Raw genomic sequence first — 18364 nt, 5'->3', positions numbered from 1 at the left:
GCGCGATGCTGCCATCGGACCGCGTAAGGTCTCGATGCTCGCCCAGGGTGCAGAACCCGTCGGATCGGTGTGATAGGCGTGGGCGAGTGGCTGCAACGCATCCGGTACGGCGGGATCGCCGTAGTAGGGCTCGGCCCAGCAACGGCAATTGGGCTCCGTACCGGGCGGACCACCGGAGGGTGGCTCGGCGCGGGCAAATACATGCCCCTCGCGCTCTAGGTGCCGCCTGCGGACCCTGTCGTCCAGCATGGTCCGCCAGACATAGTGGCTTGTGGATGTGCCGCGGTCGGCGGCTGCAGCAGCCTGCGCGGACCCGGTGTACTTGCGCTCAGCCAAGCGTGGGGCGTCCGGCTTGCGCCCGGTGCGCAGATAGAGCTCAAAGGCCCGGCGCCGGGCCAGGCCGATCAGCGGCTGGCTGTTCTCAGAATTGGTCGACACCATGCTTCGCCCCGGATCGTGTCCGGAGCAAATGTCTCATGGCCTCAGGGGCAGGGGATAAGCGGGCTAGCCGGCCAGCCCGTGCTTTTCGACCAGACCGTCGAGCGCCACCAGGGGGCGGGCGCCGATGTGGGAGATGACTTCGCTGGCCGCCAGGCACCCGGTCTTGAGCGCGGTTTCCAGCGTCTGGCCGCGGGCCATGCCGAGCAGGAAGCCGGAAGCAAAGAGATCGCCGGCGCCGGTGGCATCGACCACCTTGTCGATGGGGAAGGCGGGCACGGAGGTGACTTCGCCATTGTAGATCACCATGGCGCCATCGGCGCCCATGGTGATGGCGGCCAGTTCGGCATCCTTGGCGATCTCGCGCACGGCGGCGCCCAGATCATCGGTCTGATAGAGCGATTTCAGCTCATGGATATTGGCAAAGACATAATCGATGGTTTTGGACCGCATCAGGTCGAGGAATTCGGCGCGATAGCGATCGACGCAGAAGGGATCGCTGAGGGTGAAGGCGGTGGCGCGCTCGTTCTTGTGCGCATAGTGGGCGGCCAGCACGAAGGCCTTCTTGGCCTCCACCGGGTCCCACAGAAAGCCTTCCATATAGGTGATGGCGGCGCCGCCGATGTCATCGGGGCGGATATCCTGCTCGGTAAGCTGCTGGCAGGCGCCCAGATAGGTGTTCATGGTGCGCTCGCCGTCTTCGGTGACGAAGATCATGCAGCGGCCGGTCAGCGCGCCATTCTTGAGGCGGGTAGTGGCATAGTGCACGCCCATCTCGTTGAAATCGGTCTCGAAATCATCGCCCAGCCCGTCATCGGCCACCTTGCCGACAAAGGCCGCGCGGCCGCCCAGCGAGGCCACGCCGGCAGCGGTATTGGCGGCGCTGCCGCCCGAGATCTGCTGGCGGTTGAGCGGCATCTTGCCATAGAGGTCCTCGGCCCGATCGGTGTCGATCAGGTGCATGATGCCCTTGTTCATGCCCTCTTCGATGATGAAGCTCTCATCCACCGGAACAATGATGTCGACGATTGCATTGCCGATGGTGAGGACGTCAAAGCGGGTCTGGGTCATGCAGCTATCCAGTGGGAAACAGGCCGACAGCCGGTTTAGAGCATGATGGCGCGGGGTGCAACGCCGGGGATCAGCGCTGATCGATCACCTGGGCGATCAGCTGGTCCACGGTTTCGCCGGGCCGCAGCGCGATCTGCTCGTCCAGCAGCAGCACCGCCAGGCCATGCACCTTGGACCAGGCGGCGAGCGCGGCGATGCGCCCCGCCGTGGTATAGCCGCCACTGACCTTGCGCAGCGTGTCAAAGGCCGCCTCGGCGGCGATGCGCAGGCCGGGGCGGTTGTCGCGCTTGAGCTGGGGCGAAAACATCAGGCGGAACAGCGCACGGTTGTCCAGCGCAAAGCGCAGATAGGTGCGGCCCATGGCCGCCAGCGGATCGGCGGGATGCGCCTCCGACACGGCGCGCATCTCGGCGCTGAATTTCTGGAAGCCCGTCACCGCCAGCGCCTCGAGCAGGCCGGCGCGGCTGTCAAAATGGCGATAGGGGGCCGCCGGCGAGACGCCCACCGCCCGCGCCAGGTCACGCAGGCCCAGGCCTGCTTCGCCCTCCCGCTCGAGAATGACCAGCGCTGCCGTGAGCAGCGCGTTGCGCAGGTCGCCATGGTGATAGGGGGCATTGCTTGATGTTGACATTGCTCACATGTGTCTGCTTGTATGTATGCACTGTTTACATCTTGAGGCGGAGAACCGCAAATGGATATCGATCTGGTGCTGGCCATGGCGCACCATCTGGCGGTGTTTGCTGTTGTCGGCATCATTGCCGCCGAGTTCGCCCTGCTGCGCCCGGGCCTGTCCGGCGCCCGGCTGCGCCAGCTCGCCGCCATCGACCGCGCCTATGGCCTGGTCGCCGTCTTGGTGCTGGCCGCGGGCATCGGGCGGGTGTTCCTGGGGCGCAGCGGCGCCGAGTATTACCTCACCAATCACGTCTTCTGGGGCAAGATGGGCCTGTTCCTGATCGTGGGCCTGCTCTCGATTCAGCCAACCGTGGCGTTCCTGGCCTGGGCCCGGCAGCTCAAGGCTGATCCGGGCTATGTGGTGCCCGATGCCGCCGTGGCCCGCAGCCGGCGCTTCATCCATCTCCAAGTCATGGGCCTGGCGCTCATTCCCCTGTTTGCCGCCGCCATGGCGCGCGGCTATGGCGCCGTCTAGCGCCTGGACACTGCCCTAGACATGGGGCGGCAGCGGCTTGTTGGGCGGCGGCGTCTTGGGTGAATAGCGGCACCACTGGGCAATCGGGCAGCGCCAGCATTCGGGCGTGCGGGCCTTGCAGATATAGCGCCCGTGCAGGATCAGCCAGTGATGGGCATGCAGCATATACTGCGCCGGGATGGTCTTGAGCAGGATCTGTTCCACCGCCAGCGGCGTTGCCGCCACCGCCATGCCGGTGCGGTTGCCGACGCGGAACAGATGGGTGTCCACCGCGATGGTGGGCTGCTGGAAGAAGATGTTGAGCACCACATTGGCCGTCTTGCGGCCGACGCCGGGCAGGGCCTCGAGCGCGGCGCGGTCGGATGGCACCGCGCCGCCATGGTGTTCGAGCAATTGCTGGCTGAGCAGGAAGACGTTTTTGGCCTTGGTGCGGAACAGGCCAATGGTGCGGATATGCTCTTCGATCGCCGCCTGGCCCAGCGCCACCATGGCGGCCGGATCGGGTGCCAGCTCGAACAGCCGCTTGGTCGCCTTGTTGACTCCAATGTCCGTCGCCTGCGCCGACAGCACCACCGCCACCAGGAGGGTAAAGGCATTGCTATAGTCCAGCTCCCCCTTGGGCTCGGGGTCGATGGCGTGGAAGCGCTCGAAAATGGCGGCGACATCGGCCTTGGGCAGGGGCTTCACTTTTTTGCTGGTGGGCATTCTCATGGCTCCGATTCTGGCGCTATAGTTAATGTCCAGAGAGCGCCACGCCAATGCATACCAAGACCACGACAACGCCGCTGTTCGCGGCCGAACTCACGCCCCATCGCGGCCTGACGCGGGGTGACGGCTGGATGCTGGGCGGGCTGTCGCTGGTGCTGTTCATTGCGCCCTGGCTGTTGCTTTTGGCGGACGCACTGCCGGTGGTCGCCGGCGTGATGGCTCTGGCCGGGCTGGGAATCATTGTCACCCTGGCGCGGCGCGGTAACAGCCGACGCCGCGAACACATCACCGTCTGGGCCGATCAGGTGGAGCTGCTGTCCACCGACGAGCGCGGGTTGCGCACGCTCAAGCGTTTCCAGCCATCCGGGGTGCGCCTGCTGCTCACCCGCGATGCCGATGAGAAGACCACCGCCGTGCAATTGCGCCATGGCAAGGATGTGGTCGAGGTCGGGGCCTTCCTCAGCCTTGAGGATCGCTCGAGCTTCGGGCGGGCGCTGGGCACGGCGCTGCGCCGGGCCCGCACGCAGAGCCGGTAAAAACCGGGTCGCCGCGCAGGATGCGGCGCGCTAGACCGACACCCCTGACTGTCCAGCATCACCGGGTGCCCCAATGAACCAGATTGTCGCCATCGATTCGGCCAGCGACTATGAGCGCATCCAGGCCGCCATCCGCTATCTCAGCGAGAACGGGCCCGATGTGGTCGATCTCGGCCGCTTCGCCCGCGCCCTGGGGCTGACCGAGCGGCAATTGACCGATCTCTTCCGCCGCTGGTGTGGCCTCAGCCCCAAGAGCTTTGCCCAGGCCGTGGCGCTTGACCATGCCAAGAGCCTGTTGCGGGCGCAGGAGAGCGTGCTCGACACCACCTATGCGGTGGGCCTCAGCTCCACCTCGCGGCTGCATGATCTGTTCGTGACCTATGAGGCTATGCCGCCCGGCATGTTCCGCGCCGGCGGCGCGGGCCTCGACATGATCTGGGGCGCCGCGCCCTCGCCCTTTGGCCTCGCCGTGGTCACGGCCACCTCCTATGGCATGTCGGGTCTGGGCTTTGCCGATGCCGACACCAGCGTCGAGCAGGCCTTTGCCGATCTGGCCAATCGCTGGCCCAATGCGCGCTTCACCCGCGACGATGCCCGTATCGCGCCCATGGTGGCGCAGGCCTTCGATCCCGGCCTGTGGTCGGCTGACCGCCCGGTTCGGGTGGTGCTGATCGGCACCGATTTCGAGGTCAAGGTGTGGGAGACGCTGCTCAAGATCCCGGTGGGCCAGGCCACCACCTATTCAGCCGTCGCCAACCACATCGGCCGCCCCACGGCCTCGCGGGCGGTGGGGGCAGCCGTGGGCAAGAACCCGATCAGCTTTGTGGTGCCCTGCCACCGCGTGGTGGGCACCTCGGGCGCGCTGACCGGCTATCATTGGGGCGTGCCGCGCAAGCGCGCCATCCTGGGTTGGGAGGCAGGTGTGATCTCCGCCGCCCACTAGCCATTCGAGCAGAACTCTCATGGCCGTCTCGCCGCCAATCGCTCCACTGTAGCGAATGGGCCGATCGGCCGGGTCCACGTTTCACGTGAATCCATGGGCGCCCTGCGCCGCCCCTGGATTGCTAGACCGTTTAAAGTTCAAGTGGACTTGGTTCTATCGCCCCCTCCCCCTTGAGGGGAGGGCTGGGGAGGGGGTGGTTCTGAGGTCCACCGATGGCCCCCACCCTCGGTCCCTCCCCTCAAGGGGGAAGGGAGGCAAAGGCGCCGCAAATCCAGAAACGTCTTAGAGCACCACGCGCTCGACCAGCTTGCCGTCCGGCCCGATGCGATAGACGGTGGGTTCGCCCGTGCCGATCTCGCGCGCGAGGATTTCATCGGGCGTCAGACCCTCGATGGCCATCACCAGCGCGCGCAGCGAATTGCCATGCGCGGCGATCAGCACGGTCTTGCCGGCCTTGAGCTGGGGCAGGATTTCGGCTTCGTAATAGGGCAGGGTGCGGGCTGCGGTGTCTTTCAGGCTCTCGCCGCCCGGCGGGGGCACGTCAAAGCTGCGGCGCCAGATATGCACCTGTTCCTCGCCCCATTTCTCGCGGGCGTCGTCCTTGTTGAGGCCGCTCAAATCGCCATAGTCGCGTTCGTTGAGCGCGATATTGCGGGTGATGGTGACATTTAGAATGTCCATCTCCTCGAGCATCAGGTCCAGCGTGTGCTGGGCGCGGCGCAGGGCGGACGTATAGTAGAGGTCGGGCACGATGCCCTTGGCCTTGAGCGCCTTGCCGGTGGCCCGGGCCTCGCCCTGACCCTTCTCGGTCAGGTCCGGATTGCGCCAGCCGGTGAAGAGGTTTTTCAGATTCCACTCGCTCTGCCCGTGGCGGACGAGGATCAGCGTTCCGGTCATGTGTCAGGTCCTTTTGGTGTCGTTGAGGCCGAGCACGTCGACCATGGAATAGAGGCCCGGCGCCTTGCCGGCGGCCCAGAGCACGGCCTGGGTGGCGCCATTGGCATAGATGGTGCGGTCCTGCGCGCGGTGGTTGAGTTCGATGCGCTCGGAGGCACCGGCCAGGATCACCAGGTGATCGCCGATCACATTGCCGCCGCGCAGCGTGGCAAAGCCGATGGTGCCGGCCTCGCGCGGGCCGGTGTGGCCGTCGCGCACGCGCACTGAATGGTCCTTGAGGCTGATGTCGCGGCCCTTGGCCGCCGCCTCGCCCAGCATCAGGGCGGTGCCTGAGGGGGCATCGACCTTCTTGTTGTGGTGCATTTCAAGGATTTCGATGTCGTAGTCGGCCAGCGCCGCCGCGGCCTTTTCGACCAGATTGGCCAGCACCACCATGCCCATCGAGAAATTGCCGGACTTGATGATCACGGCGCCCTGGCTGGCGGCGGTCGCGATGGCGGCCTCGTCGTCCTCGGAACAGCCCGTGGTGCCGATCACATGGGTGAGGCCCAGGGCTGCGGCCTTGGCGGCCAGCGCCACGCTGGCAGCCGGAGCGGTGAAGTCGATGATCGCATCGGCGCCCGCGAGCGCGGCGTCGATATCGTCGGTGATGGCCACGCCCAAGGCGCCAATGCCGGCATAGAGACCGGCGTCCTGGCCGATGGCCGGGCTGCCCGGCCGATCCAGCGCCGCATGCAGCGACAGGCGGTTGGCTAGCGCGCCATGCAGGCTCATGCCGCTGCGTTCGGCCACGGCGCGGATATTGGCCACGCCCATGCGCCCGCCGGCGCCCGCCACAACCACCTTGAGATCAGCCAATGGTCCAACTCCTTGATCGGGCTTCGCCTATAGCAGCGCCATGGCCAAACGCCAACACCGGTGCCCCATTGCCGTCAACATGATAGGGTTGTGATGATGCCAAAACCAAGGACGCTGAATTGACCATCACCAACGCGCTGGCCGGTATCGCGGTGGACGATCTGACAGAGGCCCTCGATTTTTACGAACGTCTGTTCGGGCGCCCGCCCGATGCCCGCCCGATCAGCGATGTCGCCGAATGGAAGCTGCCCGGCGGCGGCTGGGTGCAGGTGACTGCCGATGCCGACCGGGCCGGGGCGAGCCTGCTCACGCTGATCGTGGACGATCTCTCCGAAGATCTCGGGAGGCTGAGCCTGCAGGGTCTGACGCCGGTGGCCAAATCGATGGGCGATTTCTTCAAGACCGCCAAGTTCCGCGATCCCGATGGCAACCAGATCATCATGAGCCAGCCCCAGCACGGCACCTATTGAGGCAGGATCGCTAGACGCGGCGCAGCTGCACCATCTCGATCAGGTGGTCCTTGCCCTTTTTCAGCACCAGGTCGGCCCGGCCGCGCGTGGGCAGCACATTGTCGAGCAGGTTGGGCAGGTTGATGGTGCGCCACACCATGCGGCCGAATTCGCCGGCCTCGGCCTCGTTCATCTCGGCAAAGCGGCGGAAGAAGGAGGTCGGGTCCTTGAAGGCGGTTTCGCGCAGGCGGAAGAAGCGCTCCATGAACCAGTCTTCGAGATCGGCATTGTCGGCGTCGATATAGATCGAGAAGTCGATGAAGTCGGAGGCGAACAGGATCGGCTTGCCGGTCTTGGGCAGCTCGCCGGGCTGCAGGATATTGAGCCCTTCCACGATCAGGATGTCGGGGCGGTCGATCACCACCTCGCTGCCGGGCACCACGTCATAGACCAGGTGCGAATAGACCGGCACCTTGACGTCGCTCTTGCCCGATTTGATATCGGCCAGGAACTGCACGAAGCGGGTGCGGTCATAGCTTTCGGGAAAGCCCTTGCGGGCCATGATGCCGCGCTCTTCGAGCACCGCATTGGGGTAGAGAAAGCCGTCGGTGGTGACCAGGTCCACCTTGGGGCTGGTCGGCCAGCGCTGCAGCAGCGCCTGGAGGATACGCGCGGTGGTGGATTTCCCCACCGCCACCGAGCCGGCGACGCCGATGATGAAGGGCACCTTCTGGTCGGCGGTTTCGAGGAAGCGCGTCGAAACCGAATGCAGGTTCTGGATGGCCTCGACATAAAACGAGAGCAGGCGGGTCAGCGGCAGATAGGTCTGCTCGGCCTCTTCGAGCGAAATGGGGTCGCTGAGCGTGCGCAGCCGGGCGATGTCCTCCCCCGTCAGCGTCATGGGCTCGTCGGCACGCAGGGCACTCCACTGCGCCTTGGTGAACTGATGATAGGGCGCCAATACCGGCTTGCGCTTGCTCATTATGCCTGGTCCTTGCGGGCGGCCTTCTCGGCCAGGCCCGACTGGGCGGTACGGGCATCGAGTTCGGCCATCACCGCCGACAGCGGCACATTGGCGGCGCGCAGCACCACCAGCAGGTGGAAGAGCACGTCAGCGCTTTCCTTGACCAGTTCGGGGCCATTGCCGGTCACCGCCGCGATCACGGCTTCCGTCGCTTCCTCGCCCAGCTTTTGCGCGCATTTTTCCATGCCGCGGCTGATCAGCTTGGCGGTGTAGCTCTCATCGGGGGAGGCCGCCGCGCGGCTGGCAATGCGGGCGTCGAGGTCGTCGAGGGTCATTGTCGTCAAGGCTCCTCATCCGCGATTGGCGTCCCATCGGTGTCGGGCGCCATCTTGAGATCGGGGGATGGTCCCCCGCCTTGGCCGGGAACACCGTGTTGGTCTGGCTTAGAGCAAATTATTGCCGCCGCGTCATCTGCGACCTCTGGCTCAGGCGGCGCCGTCCAGGCGCACCGCCACGCCATGGTCGGCCAGATAGCGCTTGGCCTGGGGAATGGTGAAGGTGCCGAAGTGGAAGATCGAGGCGGCGAGCACCGCATTTGCATGGCCTTCGACCACGCCATCGACCAGGTCCTGCAGCGAACCGACGCCGCCCGAGGCGATCACCGGCACCGGGACTTCGTCGGCAATGGCGCGGGTCAGCTTGAGGTCAAAGCCCGATTTGGTGCCGTCGCGGTCCATCGAGGTCACCAGCAGTTCGCCGGCGCCGCGCTCGACCATGCGGGCAGCAAATTCCACGGCATCGAGGCCGGTGGGCTTGCGCCCGCCATGGGTGAAAATTTCCCACTCGCTGCGGTTGTCGCCACCCACGGTCTGGCTCAGGCGCTGCTTGGCATCGACCGAGACGACGATGCACTGGTTGCCGAATTTGTCGGCGGCGCGGGCGATGAAATCGGGGTCGCTGACGGCGGCCGAATTGATCGCCACCTTGTCGGCGCCGGCCAGCAGCAGCTTGCGGATATCCTCGATGGTCCGCACGCCGCCACCGACGGTCACCGGCATGAAGCAGTGCTCGGCCGTGCGGGCGACGACGTCGAAAATCGTGTCGCGGCCCTCGTGGCTGGCGGTGATGTCGAGAAAGGTCAGTTCATCGGCGCCGGCCGCGTCATAGGCCATGGCGGCCTCCACCGGGTCGCCGGCGTCGCGCAGGTCAACGAAGTTGACCCCTTTGACGACACGGCCGCCCATGACGTCGAGGCAGGGAATGAGGCGGGTCTTGAGCGTCACTGTCGGGGATCCTTGTGTTGGCCGCCGCGCCGGCGCAGCACGGCATAGGCCGCGAATGCCAGCGAGAACAGCCACATGAAGAAAGCGAAAAGCGCGATGAGCAGGAACCAGCCGGGCAGCCAGTTGACCAGCGCCGCATAGCCCAGCGCCAATATGGGGATCGGCGCCAGCAGGTACCAGAGGAAGTTGATGGAGGTGATCAGGATCGGGCGGGGCGGATTGGCCATCAGCGCGTCTCCTTCTGCCGGCGGCCCCAGATGAGGCGGTGGATGATGGCAATGGCCATGATGGCGACCAGGCCCATGGTGCCCAGCGGCAGCGTGGCCAGCATCAGCCAGCCCATCATGCCGGTGAAATAGAGCGTCTCGCCCCAGTCCTGGCCCATGACCATGCAGGGGTGGACGCTGCCTTCGTCGACCTGGCAACCATTGGCGTCAGCGACATAGGCGGTGAACAGCACCGAGAACAGGGGCAGGGCGGCGAGCAGGGCAATGCCCAGGCTGATCAGGCCATAGATGCCCCAGGGAAAGCGCCGCGGACGTCCTGCCGCCGGGGTGCTCATGCCGCCGCCTTCAGCAAGGCCAGTGCTTCACGTGAATCAATGCGACCATCATAGAGCGCACGGCCCGAGATGGCGCCTTCGAGCACCGCGGCATCGGGCCGGGTCAGCCGCTCGATATCGGCCATGGAGGCCAGACCACCCGAGGCAATCACCGGAATGGAGGTGGCCCGGGCCAGCTCGAGCGTTGAGTCCCAGTTGATCCCGGCCAGCACGCCGTCGCGGTCGATATCGGTATAGATGATGGCGGCGACGCCCGCGCCCTCGAAGCGCTTGGCCAGCTCGATGATGGAGAGCTCGGAGGTTTCCGCCCAGCCTTCCACCGCCACCATGCCCTTGCGCGCATCAATTCCGACGGCCACCTGGCCGGGCCATTTCTGCGCCGCAGCCTTGACCAGCGCCGGATCGCGCACCGCAACGGTGCCGAGGATCACCCGGGCCAGGCCCTTGTCGAGCCAGCTTTCGATATGGGCCAGGGTGCGGATGCCGCCGCCGAGCTGCACCGGAAAGTCCACGGCTTTGAGGATCGCCTCGACCGCCGCGCCATTGACGCTCTCGCCGGCAAAGGCGCCGTTGAGATCAACGACGTGCAGATATTCAAAGCCCTGGTCCTCAAAGCTCCTGGCCTGGGCGGCGGGATCGTCATTGAAGACGGTTGCCTGGTCCATGTCGCCCAGCTTGAGCCGCACGCATTGGCCGTCCTTGAGGTCGATGGCAGGAAACAGGATCATGGCGTCCACCTCAGGAAGTTTTCGATGAGCTTGAGCCCCAGTGCCTGGCTCTTTTCGGGATGGAACTGGGTGCCAAAGATATTGTCGCGGCCGACGCAGGCGGTCAGCGGCCCGCCATAGTCGGTGGTGGCCAAAAGCGTATCGGGGCTCTCGGTCACCAGGTGATAGGAGTGCACGAAATAGGCATGCAGCCCATCGGGCCCGGTGGCGATGCCGTCCAGTAGCGCGTGCGGGCGGGTGACCGTGATGGTGTTCCAGCCCATATGCGGCACCTTGAGCGCCGGGTCCGTCGGCCTGATGAGCTGCACCGCGCCGGGGATCCAGCCCAGGCCCGGGGTCACGGTCTTTTCGCGGCCTTCGCTGGCCAGCAATTGCATGCCGACGCAGACGCCCAGGAACGGTACGCCGCCGGTGATGACCCGCTCGGTCAGCACGTCGGTCATGCCAGTCACGGCATCGAGCCCGGCCTTGCAGTCGGCAAAGGCGCCGACGCCGGGCAGCATGATGCGGTCGGCCCGGCGCACGCGCTCGGGGTCAGAGGTGACCTCGACGGTGATGCCGCCCAGGCCATCGGCCATGCGCTCAAAGGCCTTGGCGGCCGAGTGCAGATTGCCGGCGCCATAATCGATAATGGTCACAAGGCTCATGCCAATGCCTCCAGTTGCGCCATCTCGGCTGTGATGGCGATGCGGGTGCCGCGATGGGTCCAGCCGTGCCAGGCTAGGGCATGGCGGCGCAGGCCCGGCGCGGCAAAGCCGAGCCAGATCACCGCCAGCAGATAGAGCGCAAAGGCCGCGTCGCCACCGATATAGTCGGCCAGTACCACGAGCGCGACCAGCTTGAGCACAAAGGCCACCAGCTCCAGCCAGAGCCCGTGGCTGATCAGGAACACCGGCGGCAGCAGCGCGGCCAGCCAGGAGAATTGCTCTGGCACGGCGATCGGCAAATCCTTGCTGCCGGGCTTGGGGTCGAAAATGGCGTAGAGGGTCATGACATCGCTTCCCGTGCGGCGCCGTCCATCAAGCCCGATGGCCTGCCGGCAGAAACCGGAAGACCTATCGAAATCTCAGCATGGCCCCCGGCCTTGGCCGGGGCGTCACCGCGATGGTTTTGGACTTAGTGCAAAAGGGCCGCAAACGAAAGCCCGCGTTGCCACCACTCGCGTGAGTGGCACTGGGGCCTAGAGCGTGCCCTTGGTGCTGGGCACGCGGTCAGCCTGACGCGGATCGATCTCGATCGCCTCGCGCAGGGCGCGGGCCACGGCCTTGAACATGGACTCGGCCAGATGATGGTTGTTGTCGGCGTAGAAGTTCTCGATGTGCAGCGTGATGCCGGCATTCATGGCGAAGGCCTGGAAGAACTCGCGGAACAGTTCGGTGTCGATCTCGCCCACCTTGTCGCGGGTGAACTCGGCGCGGAACACCAGGAAGGGCCGACCCGAGACGTCGAGCGCGGCGCGGGTCAGCGTGCCGTCCATGGGCAGGTCGGCGCTGGCATAACGGCGGATGCCCTTCTTGTCGCCCAGCGCCTGGGCAATGGCCTGGCCCAGCGCAATGCCGACGTCTTCCACGGTGTGGTGGAAGTCGATGTGCAGATCGCCCTTGCAGGAGACATCCATGTCGATCAGCGAGTGGCGGCTGAGCTGATCGAGCATGTGATCGAAAAAACCCACCCCGGTCGCCATGGCATGGGCGCCCGTGCCGTCGAGGTTGATCGAGACGGCAATCTCGGTCTCGTTGGTCTTGCGGGCGATGGTGGCTGTGCGCATGGATGGTCTCCGGAATACGGCGGCTCTCTAGCAGATAGGCATGATGGCGTGAAGATTGGGTTGAGGGCTGCCGAGCGGTCTGGCGCCTGCGCTGCGCAATTTGGCAGGGGGCCCGCGCAAAACTTGTCCCCGCCCGCGCCGCCAGGACTATCATGGCGCCGTTCCCGCCGCTCACGCGGTGCCGACGAAGCATCGGGCGGGGAGGCTGGCTGCATGGGGTCGCCCAGGCCGATGCGTGTATGCTGACCACCGGCCGGACGCTGGGCATGGGGAGAGAGGGGCTGGGTGCCCCGCCCTACGCCGGCAGGTCCAACCCGAAAGGGCGGCCGCTCGATGCGTGCGCAGGAATACCAGCTCGTGTGAAGCGGCTTTCGCCCCTTCAACAATTCAAACTGGCGGCGCAAGCCGTCCGGGGCGAAAGCCGCTTCATACCGTGTCCCCCCGGGCGCCCTGGCGCTGCCGGGGCGCTCGCGCGGGCGCCCTTGCACACCGAACCCGCGGGGTGCGGTGCCGGGCTGCGCTGACGCGTGTCGGTTGCATTCCGTTCGGGGGCTCCTAAATATCACTCAACAATTCGGAGTATCTCCCACCATGAGTGATTCAGCATTCCCCGGCTGGCACGGGACGACAATCGTGTCCGTGCGCAAGGGCAACAAGGTCGTGGTCGCCGGCGATGGCCAGGTGTCCATGGGCCAGACCGTGATGAAGCACGGCGCCAAGAAGGTGCGGCGCCTCGCCGGCGGCAAGGTGATCGGCGGCTTTGCCGGTTCCACTGCCGACGCCTTCACCCTGTTCGAGCGCCTCGAAGCCAAGCTCGAGCAATATCCCGACCAGTTGATGCGCGCCGCGGTCGAACTGGCCAAGGACTGGCGCACTGATCGCTATCTGCGCAAGCTCGAAGCCATGATGATCGTGGCCGACAAGAGCGATACGCTGGTGCTGACCGGCAATGGCGATGTGCTCACCCCCGACCATGGCGTCATCGCCATCGGCTCGGGCGGCAATTATGCCCATTCGGCCGCGCTGGCCCTGCATCAGGCCACCGAGCTCGACGCCGAGGACATTGCCCGCCGCGCCATGAAGATTGCCGAGGAAATCTGCGTCTATACCAATGGCAATGTGACGGTTGAAAGCATCGAGCTGGGCCAGTGACCCATGTCATCCGCCGCCTGACCTCGGCCGATCTGGCTGCCTATCGGGCGATCCGCGCGGAAGCGCTCATCGCCCATCCGGAAGCCTTTGTCGAAACCCCCGAGGGCTTTGCCGGACGGGACGACGACAATGTCGGCGCCATGCTCGACAGCATGGCGGTGTTTGCCGCCGTGACGCCGGACGGCGGGGTCGATGCCATCGTCGGGCTCAGCCGCAGTGATAATCCCAAGGAAAAGCACCGCGGTTGGCTGATCCAGGTCTATGCGCGGCCCGCGCTGCGCGGCACCGGCATGGCCCAAAGGCTGATCGAGACCGCCATCGCAAGCGCCCGTGACTGGGGCATGCTGCAACTCCATTTGGGCGTCTGGACCGAAAACGCAGCGGCCCTCCGCCTCTACCAGAAGCTGGGCTTTGAAACCTATGCCACCGAGCCCCGCTATCTCTTCGTGAACGGTCGCTACTGCGACGAACACCTGATGGTGCGCTTCCTAGACAAGGCACCTGGAGACCAAAATGACTGAGACCAATTTCTCCCCCCGCGAGATCGTATCCGAGCTGGACCGCCATATCGTGGGCCAGAACGACGCCAAGCGCGCCGTGGCCGTGGCCCTGCGCAATCGCTGGCGCCGTCAGCAGCTGCCGCCCGAGCTGCGCCGCGAGGTGAGCCCGAAGAATATCCTGATGATCGGCCCCACCGGCGTCGGCAAGACCGAGATTTCGCGCCGCCTGGCGCGTCTGGCGCAGGCGCCCTTCATCAAGGTGGAAGCCACCAAGTTCACCGAAGTGGGCTATGTCGGCCGCGACGTCGAACAGATCATCCGTGACCTGGTGGAAGCCGGCATTGCCGTGCTGCGCGACAAGCGCCGCGCCGATGTGCAGGCCCAGGCGCATCAAAATGCGGAAAACCGCGTGCTCGATGCGCTGGTCGGCCAGTCGGCCGCGCCCTCGACCCGTGACAGCTTCCGCAAGAAGCTGCGCAACAATGAGCTCGATGACAGCGAAATCGAGATCGAGATGACCCCGGCGCCCAATACCGGCGGCTTCGAGATCCCGGGCATGCCCAATGGCGGCATCGGCATGATCAACCTCTCCGACATGTTCAAGTCGGCCATGGGCGGGCGGGGCGTCAAGCGCAAGATCAAGGTCAAAGATGCCTATGAGCCGCTGATATCAGAAGAGGCCGACAAGCTGCTCGATCAGGACCAGCTCAAGACCGAGGCCATTGCACTGGTGGAAAACCATGGCATCGTCTTCATCGACGAGATCGACAAGGTGGCCCATCGCGAGGGTGGCGCCCAGGGCGGTCCGTCGCGCGAAGGCGTACAGCGCGATCTGTTGCCGCTGATCGAAGGCACCACGGTCTCGACCAAATATGGCCCGGTCAACACCGACCATATCCTGTTCATCGCCTCGGGCGCCTTCCATGTCAGCAAGCCCAGTGATCTGCTGCCCGAACTCCAGGGTCGCCTGCCGATCCGGGTCGAGCTCAAGGCGCTGACCCGCGAGGATTTCATCCGCATCCTCAACGACACCGAGGCGAGCCTGATCAAGCAATATGTGGCGCTGATGGGCACCGAGGGCGTGACGCTGGCCTTCAGCCAGGACGCCATCGAGGCCATCGCCGATGCGGCCGTGCTGGTCAACAACTCGGTCGAGAACATCGGCGCCCGCCGGCTGCAGACGGTGATGGAACGGCTGGTCGAAGACATCAGCTTCGAGGCCCCCGACAAGCAGGGCCAGACCATCGCCATCGATGCCGCCTTCGTGCGCGACAAGGTGGGCCTGCTGGCCAAGGACACCGACCTCAGCAAGTTCGTGTTGTGACGCCCTTACCTCTCCCCTCTGGGGAGAGGTCGACCCGCAGGGTCGGGTGAGGGGTTCGGCCCCCCTCAAGGCGCTTAGCGCTTCCGCCCTGCGCGCTTCACCAGCTCATCCCGCAAGAACCGCAAATCCTCGCTCTCGAGCTTGCCGATATCATCGCGCAACCGATTGGTCAGCTCGGTGGCCTCGGGCAGCATACCGCCGGTGTCGATGGTGACTTTTGGGTCGCTGACTTCGGCCAGGCGTTGCAGCTCCTCGGCCTCGTCCCAGATGACGTTGAAGAAGGCAATGATGCGATGCAGCAGAAAACCGGTGGGCCTGCCGCGCTTGCCGTGTTCGAGGGCCGAGAGATAGGCGCTCGAGACATTGAGGGCGGCAGCCATATCCTTGAGCGAGATGCCGCGCTCCTCGCGCAGCTGGCGGATGCGGGCGCCCAGCGGGGTCATGCGCGGCGCAGGCGCACATACCAGGCGCCCTCCCCACCATGGCCGCGCGCGGCGACGCTCCAGCCCGAGACCATGGGCGACAGCGATGGTTCATTCAGCCAGATCGGCAGCATGGTGCGCAGCACGCCGCGCTCGGTCATGGCAGCGATATAGTCATTGTCGGTCTTGAGCCCCTTGCCGGTAATCACCAGCACCGTGCGGTCGCCGCGCGAAAAGCGGGCGTGGATGAAGCCATGCAGGGCGCTGCGGGCTTCATTCTGCGTCATGCCGTGCAGGTCGATGCGGCCATCGATCTCGATGCGACCGCGGCCGACCTTCTTGCGGATGGCCGGGTCGACGGCCTTGTCGGGCAGATTGGCTTGTGGCGCCGGCGCCTGGTATGGCGGCAAGAAGGCCCGCCTGGGCGGCTGCCGCTTGGGCGGGGGTGGCGCCGTTCCGGCCGCCGGGGCCGGTGATTCGGGCTCAGGCAGTGGCAGCGGGCCGGTGCCCAGCTTGAGCAATCCCTTGCGACGCAGGGGATCGACCGTAGCGGCCACGGCCGTCCACAGATGGAAGTCATGCGGCAGGCGCTTGTTGTCGCGCTTGGACATGGAAGTGAGCCGCCCGGCTTTGGCCTGGTCCTCAGTCGAGCTGGCTGGTGGTGACCACTTTCCAGTTGGGGTCGCGCGACTTCGGATTGCGCTGGAAGGTCCATTCGTCGGCGATGGTCTGCACCTGGTCGGCATTGCCCTCAACGAGCGTGCCGGCCTTGTCGCGCGTGGCCGAGACCACTTCGGCGTGGAAGCGCACGGTCACCAGCACATTCTTGCGGTCATATTCGGCGTCGGAGAATTCCACCTTGGGCAGGCCCACAAAGGTGAAGTCCACCGTCTGGCCGGCGGCTTCGCGCTCGGCGATGGCGCCCTGGAAGCCGTCGAACACGTCCTTTTCGAGCAGGTTCTTGAGCGTGGTGCGGTCGCCCGATGCATAGGCGGTCACGATCATCTCATAGGCCTGCTTGGCGCCTTCGAGGAAGCTCTTGGGCGTAAAGGTGGGGTCGGCCTCGGCCACGGCGCGGAAGCCATTGGCCAGTTCGGCATCGCCATGGGAATATTGCTCGATCTCGGCTTCGAGCTTGCGGCTGCGACGCTCGTCGTCGAGTTCGGGGGCGGCGGTGCCGCGGGGCTGCATGGGCACCACCACATCGTCCTTGGCCACCGGGTCAGCCGGCTTGCGGCGTTCGACCGGCGGGCGCTCGGTGCCGGTGCGCGTGCCCAGCACGGAGCGCAGGCGGAACAGCACGAAAACCGCGATGGCGATCACAATGAGAGTGGGCAGATCGAAGAATTCGTCCATTGGGCAATGCACCTTACCGACAGTTGCGCCAAGAAATGACGCGGGAACGCTCGCTGAGCGCAGGAATTGACCTATATATAGGGAAAGCCTCACCCCAAAACCAGTTCACGATGGGGCGAACGCTGATTTGCCGCGCCGATGCGGGAAGGAAACCTGACGTGCTGCGATTTTTTGCCCTGGGGTTCTTGGCCCTGCCCATCATCGAAATTGCCCTGTTCATCAAGGTGGGGCAGGCCATCGGCCTGTGGCCAACCCTGGCGCTGGTGATCGGCGCAGGGGTCGCCGGCATGCTGCTGCTGCGCCTGCAGGGTCTGCAAATCGTCGGCCAGATGCGCAGCAACATGTCCAGCGGGCGGCTGCCGGCCCGCGACATCGCTGATGCGATGATGATCGGCATGGCGGCGCTGCTGCTGGTGCTGCCGGGGTTTCTCAGCGACATCGTCGCCCTGGCCCTGCTGCTGCCGCCGGTTCGCGGGCTCATCTATGACGCCCTGGCCCGCCGCATCACCGTCGTCAGCGCGAGCAGCTACAGCGGCTATGGCGCCGGTGTGCCGCCGCAGGATCGCCGCGTTGACGGGCCCGATGTCATCGATCTGGACGATGACCAATACCGCCCCAAGTAAAGGCCCGCCGCCGGTAACCCTTCCATGGCGCACATGCTTGTGACGGCCCGGCAAAGGTGGTAGCCAGCTTCAACGTTTTTCGACAAAGGAACCGTCAATGTCCGACGAGACCCAGGGCGACGCAACAGCCCAGGCCAACATGCCCTCGATGAACATGGTGGGCCAGTATATCCGCGACCTGTCGTTCGAGAATCCGGGCGCGCCCGCCTCGATCATGGCCGGCGGCGGCAATCCGGCCTTCAACGTTTCCATTTCGGTGGCGGTCAAGAAGCAGACCGACGAGATCTATGCGGTCGAGCTGACGCTCAACGCCAAGGCCAATCGCGAACAGACCATCCTGTTCAATGTCGAGCTGATCTATGGCGGCGTGTTCCGTCTCAAGAATGTGCCCGAGGCCACGCTCAGCCAGTTGCTGATGATCGAGTGCCCGCGGCTAATCTTCCCGTTTGCCCGCCAGGTCCTGGCCAGCATCACCCAGCAGGGCGGCTTCCCGCCGCTGATGATGGAGCCGGTCGACTTCGCTGCCATCTATCGGCAGAATCTGGCCAAGCTGGCCGCCCAGCAGGGCACGCCCCAGCCGGCCGCCGACAAGCCGAACTGATTTTCGCCCAAGCGCAAAGCCTTGCAAACCCCCG

26 protein-coding genes and 1 pseudogene are annotated in these 18364 nt (G+C 65.5%); 9 read left to right on the top strand and 18 right to left on the bottom strand.

What is annotated here, in order from left to right; all coding sequences use genetic code 11:
* Positions 1-147 precede the first annotated feature (147 nt).
* From K1177_RS18560 to K1177_RS15025, 3 genes and pseudogenes are all read right to left on the bottom strand, one after another.
* Positions 148-441 (bottom strand): annotated as a pseudogene (locus K1177_RS18560) (hypothetical protein); the annotation flags it as partial.
* A gap of 63 nt (positions 442-504) precedes the next feature.
* Positions 505-1509, bottom strand: a complete 1005-nt coding sequence (locus K1177_RS15030) for an adenosine kinase (protein ID WP_224704193.1) — start codon at positions 1507-1509, stop codon at positions 505-507.
* A 70-nt stretch (positions 1510-1579) separates the two neighbouring features.
* Positions 1580-2140 carry a TetR/AcrR family transcriptional regulator gene (locus tag K1177_RS15025; RefSeq protein WP_224704191.1) on the bottom strand — a complete coding sequence of 187 codons (561 nt, stop codon included), beginning with the start codon at positions 2138-2140 and terminating at the stop codon, positions 1580-1582.
* A gap of 60 nt (positions 2141-2200) precedes the next feature.
* On the opposite strand from K1177_RS15025, the gene K1177_RS15020 reads away from it, so the two are divergent.
* Positions 2201-2656 carry a DUF2214 family protein gene (locus tag K1177_RS15020; RefSeq protein WP_224704189.1) on the top strand — a complete coding sequence of 152 codons (456 nt, stop codon included), beginning with the start codon at positions 2201-2203 and terminating at the stop codon, positions 2654-2656.
* 15 nt (positions 2657-2671) lie between these two features.
* Here K1177_RS15020 and nth read toward each other — a convergent pair whose 3' ends face one another.
* Positions 2672-3361 (bottom strand): endonuclease III, encoded by a 690-nt coding sequence (gene nth, locus K1177_RS15015; protein ID WP_224704187.1) that lies wholly within the window; start codon positions 3359-3361, stop codon positions 2672-2674.
* A gap of 53 nt (positions 3362-3414) precedes the next feature.
* Between nth and K1177_RS15010 the strand changes: the two genes are divergently transcribed.
* Together K1177_RS15010 and K1177_RS15005 are read left to right on the top strand one after the other, a co-directional pair.
* Entirely contained in the window at positions 3415-3900 is a 486-nt protein-coding gene (locus K1177_RS15010) for a DUF2244 domain-containing protein (RefSeq protein WP_224704185.1), read from the top strand.
* Positions 3901-3973: 73 nt separating this feature from the next.
* Positions 3974-4843: a methylated-DNA--[protein]-cysteine S-methyltransferase gene (locus K1177_RS15005; protein WP_224704184.1), complete on the top strand. Its 870-nt coding sequence runs from the start codon at positions 3974-3976 to the stop codon at positions 4841-4843.
* A gap of 282 nt (positions 4844-5125) precedes the next feature.
* Here the strand turns inward: K1177_RS15005 and K1177_RS15000 are convergent, their stop codons facing one another.
* Together K1177_RS15000 and dapB are read right to left on the bottom strand one after the other, a co-directional pair.
* The gene (locus K1177_RS15000; protein ID WP_224704182.1) at positions 5126-5740 is read right to left on the bottom strand and encodes a 2,3-bisphosphoglycerate-dependent phosphoglycerate mutase; all 615 of its coding nucleotides are present in this window, start codon (positions 5738-5740) and stop codon (positions 5126-5128) included.
* Between the two features lie 3 nt (positions 5741-5743).
* Positions 5744-6598 (bottom strand): 4-hydroxy-tetrahydrodipicolinate reductase, encoded by an 855-nt coding sequence (dapB, locus tag K1177_RS14995; protein ID WP_224704180.1) that lies wholly within the window; start codon positions 6596-6598, stop codon positions 5744-5746.
* A gap of 119 nt (positions 6599-6717) precedes the next feature.
* Here dapB and K1177_RS14990 point away from each other — a divergent pair, with 119 nt between their 5' ends.
* Positions 6718-7068 carry a VOC family protein gene (locus tag K1177_RS14990; RefSeq protein WP_224704177.1) on the top strand — a complete coding sequence of 117 codons (351 nt, stop codon included), beginning with the start codon at positions 6718-6720 and terminating at the stop codon, positions 7066-7068.
* 10 nt (positions 7069-7078) lie between these two features.
* Here the strand turns inward: K1177_RS14990 and coaA are convergent, their stop codons facing one another.
* The 9 genes from coaA to hisB form a co-directional block, all read right to left on the bottom strand.
* Entirely contained in the window at positions 7079-8029 is a 951-nt protein-coding gene (gene coaA / locus K1177_RS14985) for a type I pantothenate kinase (RefSeq protein ID WP_224704176.1), read from the bottom strand.
* Positions 8029-8355, bottom strand: a complete 327-nt coding sequence (locus K1177_RS14980) for a phosphoribosyl-ATP diphosphatase (RefSeq protein ID WP_224704175.1) — start codon at positions 8353-8355, stop codon at positions 8029-8031. The genes coaA and K1177_RS14980 overlap by 1 nt, the downstream gene beginning before the upstream one ends.
* Positions 8356-8496: 141 nt before the next feature.
* Positions 8497-9294, bottom strand: a complete 798-nt coding sequence (gene hisF, locus K1177_RS14975) for an imidazole glycerol phosphate synthase subunit HisF (protein ID WP_224704174.1) — start codon at positions 9292-9294, stop codon at positions 8497-8499.
* Complete coding sequence (locus K1177_RS14970; RefSeq protein ID WP_224704173.1) at positions 9291-9521, bottom strand: hypothetical protein; 231 nt, start codon at positions 9519-9521, stop codon at positions 9291-9293. The genes hisF and K1177_RS14970 overlap by 4 nt, the downstream gene beginning before the upstream one ends.
* The gene (locus K1177_RS14965; protein WP_224704172.1) at positions 9521-9856 is read right to left on the bottom strand and encodes a hypothetical protein; all 336 of its coding nucleotides are present in this window, start codon (positions 9854-9856) and stop codon (positions 9521-9523) included. Before K1177_RS14965 ends, K1177_RS14970 begins: the two co-directional genes overlap by 1 nt.
* Positions 9853-10584 (bottom strand): 1-(5-phosphoribosyl)-5-[(5-phosphoribosylamino)methylideneamino]imidazole-4-carboxamide isomerase, encoded by a 732-nt coding sequence (hisA, locus tag K1177_RS14960; protein ID WP_224704171.1) that lies wholly within the window; start codon positions 10582-10584, stop codon positions 9853-9855. The genes K1177_RS14965 and hisA overlap by 4 nt, the downstream gene beginning before the upstream one ends.
* Complete coding sequence (gene hisH / locus K1177_RS14955; protein WP_224704170.1) at positions 10581-11231, bottom strand: imidazole glycerol phosphate synthase subunit HisH; 651 nt, start codon at positions 11229-11231, stop codon at positions 10581-10583. Before hisH ends, hisA begins: the two co-directional genes overlap by 4 nt.
* Complete coding sequence (locus tag K1177_RS14950; protein ID WP_224704169.1) at positions 11228-11575, bottom strand: DUF2628 domain-containing protein; 348 nt, start codon at positions 11573-11575, stop codon at positions 11228-11230. Before K1177_RS14950 ends, hisH begins: the two co-directional genes overlap by 4 nt.
* A 189-nt stretch (positions 11576-11764) precedes the next feature.
* Positions 11765-12352, bottom strand: a complete 588-nt coding sequence (gene hisB / locus K1177_RS14945; protein ID WP_224704168.1) for an imidazoleglycerol-phosphate dehydratase HisB — start codon at positions 12350-12352, stop codon at positions 11765-11767.
* A 591-nt stretch (positions 12353-12943) separates the two neighbouring features.
* On the opposite strand from hisB, the gene hslV reads away from it, so the two are divergent.
* From hslV to hslU, 3 genes are read left to right on the top strand one after another with little or no spacing between them, the layout of a single operon-like run.
* Positions 12944-13504, top strand: coding sequence for an ATP-dependent protease subunit HslV (gene hslV / locus K1177_RS14940; protein ID WP_224704167.1), 561 nt, complete (start codon positions 12944-12946; stop codon positions 13502-13504).
* The gene (locus K1177_RS14935; protein ID WP_224704166.1) at positions 13501-14025 is read left to right on the top strand and encodes a GNAT family N-acetyltransferase; all 525 of its coding nucleotides are present in this window, start codon (positions 13501-13503) and stop codon (positions 14023-14025) included. Before hslV ends, K1177_RS14935 begins: the two co-directional genes overlap by 4 nt.
* Positions 14018-15328 carry an ATP-dependent protease ATPase subunit HslU gene (hslU, locus tag K1177_RS14930; RefSeq protein ID WP_224704165.1) on the top strand — a complete coding sequence of 437 codons (1311 nt, stop codon included), beginning with the start codon at positions 14018-14020 and terminating at the stop codon, positions 15326-15328. Before K1177_RS14935 ends, hslU begins: the two co-directional genes overlap by 8 nt.
* A gap of 74 nt (positions 15329-15402) precedes the next feature.
* On the opposite strand, the gene K1177_RS14925 is transcribed toward hslU, so the two are convergent.
* The 3 genes from K1177_RS14925 to K1177_RS14915 are packed head-to-tail and all read right to left on the bottom strand — an operon-like array spanning position 15403 to position 17106.
* Positions 15403-15771, bottom strand: a complete 369-nt coding sequence (locus tag K1177_RS14925; protein WP_224704164.1) for a helix-turn-helix domain-containing protein — start codon at positions 15769-15771, stop codon at positions 15403-15405.
* Positions 15768-16361 carry a Smr/MutS family protein gene (locus K1177_RS14920; RefSeq protein ID WP_224704163.1) on the bottom strand — a complete coding sequence of 198 codons (594 nt, stop codon included), beginning with the start codon at positions 16359-16361 and terminating at the stop codon, positions 15768-15770. The genes K1177_RS14925 and K1177_RS14920 overlap by 4 nt, the downstream gene beginning before the upstream one ends.
* 31 nt (positions 16362-16392) lie before the next feature.
* Positions 16393-17106, bottom strand: a complete 714-nt coding sequence (locus K1177_RS14915) for a Tim44/TimA family putative adaptor protein (protein WP_224704162.1) — start codon at positions 17104-17106, stop codon at positions 16393-16395.
* 158 nt (positions 17107-17264) lie between these two features.
* On the opposite strand from K1177_RS14915, the gene K1177_RS14910 reads away from it, so the two are divergent.
* Together K1177_RS14910 and secB are read left to right on the top strand one after the other, a co-directional pair.
* Entirely contained in the window at positions 17265-17729 is a 465-nt protein-coding gene (locus K1177_RS14910; protein WP_224704161.1) for an FxsA family protein, read from the top strand.
* Between the two features lie 97 nt (positions 17730-17826).
* Positions 17827-18330: a protein-export chaperone SecB gene (secB, locus tag K1177_RS14905; RefSeq protein WP_224704160.1), complete on the top strand. Its 504-nt coding sequence runs from the start codon at positions 17827-17829 to the stop codon at positions 18328-18330.
* Positions 18331-18364 lie beyond the last annotated feature (34 nt).

The sequence above is a fragment of the Devosia aquimaris genome (genome assembly GCF_020169335.1).
Lineage (GTDB): Bacteria > Pseudomonadota > Alphaproteobacteria > Rhizobiales > Devosiaceae > Devosia > Devosia aquimaris.
Note: the sequence above shows the minus strand (reverse complement) of the source record. Positions and strands in the feature narration are given on the sequence as shown.

What these genes read in the sequence shown, in the direction of transcription:
- hslV (WP_224704167.1), top strand. Translation starts at nt 12,944, where the DNA reads ATGAGTGATTCAGCATTCCCCGGCTGGCACGGGACGACAATCGTGTCC.
- K1177_RS15020 (WP_224704189.1), top strand. Translation starts at nt 2,201, where the DNA reads ATGGATATCGATCTGGTGCTGGCCATGGCGCACCATCTGGCGGTGTTT.
- K1177_RS14970 (WP_224704173.1), bottom strand. Translation starts at nt 9,521, where the DNA reads ATGGCCAATCCGCCCCGCCCGATCCTGATCACCTCCATCAACTTCCTC.
- K1177_RS14915 (WP_224704162.1), bottom strand. Translation starts at nt 17,106, where the DNA reads ATGGACGAATTCTTCGATCTGCCCACTCTCATTGTGATCGCCATCGCG.
- K1177_RS15010 (WP_224704185.1), top strand. Translation starts at nt 3,415, where the DNA reads ATGCATACCAAGACCACGACAACGCCGCTGTTCGCGGCCGAACTCACG.
- K1177_RS15005 (WP_224704184.1), top strand. Translation starts at nt 3,974, where the DNA reads ATGAACCAGATTGTCGCCATCGATTCGGCCAGCGACTATGAGCGCATC.
- hisA (WP_224704171.1), bottom strand. Translation starts at nt 10,584, where the DNA reads ATGATCCTGTTTCCTGCCATCGACCTCAAGGACGGCCAATGCGTGCGG.
- coaA (WP_224704176.1), bottom strand. Translation starts at nt 8,029, where the DNA reads ATGAGCAAGCGCAAGCCGGTATTGGCGCCCTATCATCAGTTCACCAAG.
- K1177_RS15025 (WP_224704191.1), bottom strand. Translation starts at nt 2,140, where the DNA reads ATGTCAACATCAAGCAATGCCCCCTATCACCATGGCGACCTGCGCAAC.
- K1177_RS14950 (WP_224704169.1), bottom strand. Translation starts at nt 11,575, where the DNA reads ATGACCCTCTACGCCATTTTCGACCCCAAGCCCGGCAGCAAGGATTTG.
- hisH (WP_224704170.1), bottom strand. Translation starts at nt 11,231, where the DNA reads ATGAGCCTTGTGACCATTATCGATTATGGCGCCGGCAATCTGCACTCG.
- secB (WP_224704160.1), top strand. Translation starts at nt 17,827, where the DNA reads ATGTCCGACGAGACCCAGGGCGACGCAACAGCCCAGGCCAACATGCCC.
- K1177_RS14965 (WP_224704172.1), bottom strand. Translation starts at nt 9,856, where the DNA reads ATGAGCACCCCGGCGGCAGGACGTCCGCGGCGCTTTCCCTGGGGCATC.
- hslU (WP_224704165.1), top strand. Translation starts at nt 14,018, where the DNA reads ATGACTGAGACCAATTTCTCCCCCCGCGAGATCGTATCCGAGCTGGAC.
- K1177_RS14920 (WP_224704163.1), bottom strand. Translation starts at nt 16,361, where the DNA reads ATGTCCAAGCGCGACAACAAGCGCCTGCCGCATGACTTCCATCTGTGG.
- K1177_RS14925 (WP_224704164.1), bottom strand. Translation starts at nt 15,771, where the DNA reads ATGACCCCGCTGGGCGCCCGCATCCGCCAGCTGCGCGAGGAGCGCGGC.
- K1177_RS15000 (WP_224704182.1), bottom strand. Translation starts at nt 5,740, where the DNA reads ATGACCGGAACGCTGATCCTCGTCCGCCACGGGCAGAGCGAGTGGAAT.
- hisB (WP_224704168.1), bottom strand. Translation starts at nt 12,352, where the DNA reads ATGCGCACAGCCACCATCGCCCGCAAGACCAACGAGACCGAGATTGCC.
- nth (WP_224704187.1), bottom strand. Translation starts at nt 3,361, where the DNA reads ATGCCCACCAGCAAAAAAGTGAAGCCCCTGCCCAAGGCCGATGTCGCC.
- K1177_RS15030 (WP_224704193.1), bottom strand. Translation starts at nt 1,509, where the DNA reads ATGACCCAGACCCGCTTTGACGTCCTCACCATCGGCAATGCAATCGTC.